Below are 3,380 nucleotides of genomic sequence, written 5' to 3' on the forward strand. Positions count from 1 at the left end.
CTCAGGCTGCCAACAGCGGCATAGTCCATGCCGCCATGCTCCAAGGCTTTTGTCAAAGCGGCAGCAGGCGGCGGCCATGCGCCCTTGTAGTCAATCAGCTTTTCCGCCTCGCTCCGGGCGAGCATGAAGAAATTCTTGTTTGCCAAGGCTGCTTCAAAGGCTGCGTCCGCCTCTTTAGCCAGAACGGCGCTCTCTGCGGCATTGATTTTTAAAGGCAGAAAGACGGTGTTCTGCTTGGCAAAAGCGGTTCCGGCGGCAAGACAAAAGAGCAGCAGCGCGGACAAAAAGAGGGGGATAGGAAGGCGGATGGAGCGGTTCATGAGCGAATCCTGTGTGTTGAAAATCACGCTGAACGGCAGCGCGCCGGTCAAGATGTTTTTTCATCCGGGGATGAAACGCATTATGCCACGCTGCGGCCTTGTTTGGCAAAAATAAATTGATTTCCGGGGGGCGTTTTCATGGACGGCAGGCTCATGCCTGCTGAAGGGAGGGCGGAGCGGACAGGGACGCTCCTCTGGCGGAGTTATTGCCAGACAGCTATTTTCTCATGTCATCACAGTTTATTCAACGCAGCATCCAACGTTGCCTTGATCCGCTTCTTTTCAATTTCAGGATCAACCTTTTGGAGATATTCGACTGCGGCCAAGTCATCGCCGCGCTTTCTGTTTTGGCGAGGCTCCAGAGCCTCTATCAGGATGGCTTCCAAGGCTGGAATCAGATTTGCCGCTTTGTAATTATCCGGCAACGCTCCAATCTGCCCGTCATCAGAAATAGGCAGCAGGCCGAACCACGAAAAACGATCCCAGCGGGCAGATAGCCGGTCAATGGTATGCTCGTACAGTCTTCTGCCAAGAGGTCTGTCTGTTGACCGGCCAACATAAATGACCTCTCGACCGTCATAGAGCAGGTAAATGCCGAGCTGCTTGCAGAAATCAACAGTCTTTGATCCTATTTGCTGCATACCAAGAATTTTCCATCTTGGGATTTCACTGAAAATGTTGCAGCCATTCAAGTTCTCCAGCTTTTTATTTTATTTCGTACAGTTGCGGAATCGGCAGCATTCCAGTTCCGCCCAAAGATATACTGCCGACAGTTTGAACCACAATCTTATCACGCTTTCCGTATCTCCGCCACTGCCTCTGTCGCCAGCTCAGCCACAGTCTTTCTCGCAGGCTCGCCGCGCTGATAGATGACGACTTCACTCATATCCTGCTGCAAGGCCATGATCTGGAAAATAACTTCATTCGCCTTGACGCGGCCCAGCAGGCGCACGGTCAGGCCACGCACTGCCGCGCTGTCGTGGCCAAGAAAAGGGAAGAGCGAATAAAACGGTGTGCGGCGGACAAGATCAGGGCGGACAGCGGCGATTTCGCCCAGCCCGTGCAGCGCGGCCTCGCGTGTGCCTTCGTCGCTCATGAAGTTGAGCAGATGGCGGGTGAAGGCTCCATAGATGTCGGTACGGGCGGCGATGATCGCGCTGATGGCCTCAACCATGCCCCACGGCATGGAGGCGGAATCCGAGCAGGCTTCAAAGAGCCGGTGCAGCATGTCCGCAACCGGCGCAGGCTCACGGGTGGAAAGCCGCGCCGCCACCTGTCCAATCAGCCAGGCGACGTAGTATCTTTTCTCCGGCAGCGGCTCATAAAGCAGCTTTTGCAGAAAACGCAGCGTGCGCTTGTCGTCAAAACTGAGATCAACCAGCGCGTTCACATCGCCAGCCTCAGCAAGCTGCTTGACCAAGGGCTTGCTGGCAATCCGCTTCTGCCGCTTGGGATCGCGGGCAGGCTCAACCGACGGCGCAGCAGCTCCAGCAGCAGTCTGCGCCTCCAGCTCTTTCTTTTTGGCGAAACGGGCGGCGACTTCAGCAATATCCTTGTGCAGGCGGACAAAATACAAAATACCCCGGACCGCGCGGCCATCTAAATTGCGCTTAGGGCAGATTTGATGAGTCACATCATCATAATCTTCCACGATGCCGGTGAGGTAATCATCCTCCGGGATCAGCTCCCACGCCAGATCCCACTCGTCGCCGCAGGCAAAGACGAGACATTCGACCATCGCTGCGCCGATGCTGTGCCCGGTTGCGTCGCTGACATAAACCGCGCCGCACTGGCAGCGGCCAGCCGGAAACTCCTTCATCGTCCTTTGCACAGTCTCCGAAGGCCGCCCGACCTCCACGCCGCAAAAGGGGCACCACGGGCGGCTGTGCTGCTGTTTTCCCGCCGCCATGCTATTGCCCCAGCTTGGCTTGCAGTCCTTGGACAAAGCGCGGATCCACGGAATAGCCCAGCTCTTTCGCCCGATCCAGATGCTGTTTGGCCTCCTTAAACTTGCCCTTGAAATAGAGAGCCACAGCCAAGTTATTATGGGCCATGCCGCTGTCCGGCTCCAATGTCACCGCCTGCCGCGCTGCTTCTTCCGCCTTGTCATCCTGTTCCAGCATGGTGCAGGCCGAGGTTAAATTCAGCCAGGCTGTGAGCAGCTGCGGATCAATCTGCAGTGCTTTCTCATAGCACTCCACCGCTGCTGCCGCGTCGCCCTGCTGCTGACGGATCAGGCCGATGTTGACATGCGCCTCGGCCATCTGCGGGGTGATGGACAGGGCCTTCTCGTTCAGCTCCAAGGCGCGGGCAACATCGCCCCGGTCAAAATAGATCGCGCCAAGGTTGATGTAGCTTTCCACCGAATGGCCGTCCAATTCGATGGCCCGCTCCAGCTCGCGGATGGCCTCGTCGGCGCGGCCTGCTTGACGGTAGAGCAGACCAAGGGTGTGGTGGGCGATGATGTTGTTCGGACGCTCCTGGCAAATTTTTTCCTGCTCGGCAATCACAGCGTGCAGGGGAAGGGTGTTCGCTGTCTCAGTCATCATAGGTTCCTTGCATAAAAAAATGAACGCCGCAGGTGCGCGGCAAATGGATTGTCAGCTGAATGGCAAGCGATAATAGCAGAGAGCGCGGCTTTGCGCAAGAGAACCGGGCGGATGACGAGCAGCGGCGGGAAAAAAGCAGCAGGCGGAAAAGAAAAAGCCCGCAGGATTTCTCCAGCGGGCTGAACATTCTTTGGCTCCCCGGGACGGACTCGAACCGCCGACAGGGTGATTAACAGTCACCTGCTCTACCGACTGAGCTACCGAGGAACACACACTGCGTTGCGGCAAGGCAGCAATGCGTTGATGCGGAGGTATTTTTATCATGACGGAAGAAAAGAGTCAAGCGGAAAAAACAAAAAAGGTTGCGCTGGACGCTGAAACCCGGTAAGATGCACGGACGCAGCATCCTTCATTCGTCGGGGCGTAGCGCAGCCTGGTTAGCGCGCCTGCCTTGGGAGCAGGAGGTCGCAGGTTCGAATCCTGCCGCCCCGACCATCATGAAGCCCTTCCG

At 56.7% G+C, this 3,380-nt stretch carries 3 protein-coding genes, 2 tRNA genes and 1 pseudogene; 1 reads left to right on the forward strand and 5 read right to left on the reverse strand.

Features of this window, described 5'->3' with window-relative positions:
- From ACNKID_RS10790 to ACNKID_RS10810, 5 genes and pseudogenes are all read right to left on the reverse strand, one after another.
- Window positions 1-320, reverse strand: a pseudogene (locus ACNKID_RS10790) (hypothetical protein); the annotation flags it as partial.
- Window positions 321-553: 233 nt separating this feature from the next.
- On the reverse strand, window positions 554-961 hold the full coding sequence (locus ACNKID_RS10795) for a GIY-YIG nuclease family protein (protein ID WP_417913441.1): 408 nt from the start codon (window positions 959-961) through the stop codon (window positions 554-556).
- 149 nt (window positions 962-1,110) lie between these two features.
- Entirely contained in the window at window positions 1,111-2,229 is a 1,119-nt protein-coding gene (locus ACNKID_RS10800; RefSeq protein WP_417913442.1) for a DVU0298 family protein, read from the reverse strand.
- A gap of 1 nt (window position 2,230) precedes the next feature.
- Complete coding sequence (locus ACNKID_RS10805; protein WP_417913443.1) at window positions 2,231-2,869, reverse strand: tetratricopeptide repeat protein; 639 nt, start codon at window positions 2,867-2,869, stop codon at window positions 2,231-2,233.
- Between the two features lie 191 nt (window positions 2,870-3,060).
- Window positions 3,061-3,136, reverse strand: a tRNA-Asn gene (locus ACNKID_RS10810).
- A 150-nt stretch (window positions 3,137-3,286) separates the two neighbouring features.
- Here ACNKID_RS10810 and ACNKID_RS10815 point away from each other — a divergent pair.
- Window positions 3,287-3,364: transfer RNA gene (locus ACNKID_RS10815), tRNA-Pro, on the forward strand.
- Window positions 3,365-3,380: the final 16 nt, after the last annotated feature.

The organism is Candidatus Electronema sp. TJ (assembly GCF_048287355.1).
In the GTDB taxonomy this organism is placed as follows: Bacteria; Desulfobacterota; Desulfobulbia; order Desulfobulbales; family Desulfobulbaceae; genus Electronema.